At 42.4% G+C, this 708-nt stretch carries 1 protein-coding gene; it reads left to right on the top strand.

All coding sequences use genetic code 11. The features are described 5' to 3' along the window. Positions 1-512 (top strand): transposase (locus FD30_RS07515; protein ID WP_156652555.1); only part of this gene is annotated, 512 nt, incomplete at its 5' end. Positions 513-708: the final 196 nt, after the last annotated feature.

The following is a 708-nucleotide window of genomic DNA, read 5'->3' as shown; positions in this document are numbered from 1 at the left end:
CATCGGATAACACACGACAAATGAAAGCTTTGGCGGAGCAAGTTCTTGCCCTAGAAACGGCGCAGGACCAGCAGGTCGTGCGCATGATGACCCTAGGTAAATCCTTGCCAGAGTTTACGCTTCTTCAAACAATTCCTGGCATTGGTGGCAGTACTGCCATTCGACTAATTAGTGAATTAGGTGACATCCGGCGATTCGATACACGTCAGCAATTGAATAGCTATGTTGGTCTTGATACAACAGAAGTTGATTCTGGTGACCATCAATCCGCTCGCCATATCACCAAGCACGGTAATCCCCATGCACGTCGAATCCTGTATTGGACGGTCGTTCTTATGCTTAATCCAAAAATGAGTAACAATCATATTCGCGATGCATACGAAAAAAGACGAGAAGCTTCTTCAAAGAAGAAGCTCATCGTCCGTCAAATGGATCGCCTTATCAAAACGATCCTATACCTGATAAAAACGAATCAACCTTACTCCTATGAGCTAGCACCTCAATCGAAGTAACATTCGTTATACCTATAGTACCAGCCTTGAAAAAAATTGAAACCTCCAAGGCTTATTTAAGCGGGTCAAAAACAATAAAATAACAGAAATAGGGCATTGGTTCGGTGACGAAAAGTCTCGTCACCGAACCAATGCCCTACACTCTCTAACAAGAATCATTAATTTAACAACATTCTTATTGACAAGACGTAGAAAA

The organism is Levilactobacillus namurensis DSM 19117 (genome assembly GCF_001434785.1).
GTDB lineage: Bacteria > Bacillota > Bacilli > Lactobacillales > Lactobacillaceae > Levilactobacillus > Levilactobacillus namurensis.
Note: the sequence above shows the minus strand (reverse complement) of the source record. Positions and strands in the feature narration are given on the sequence as shown.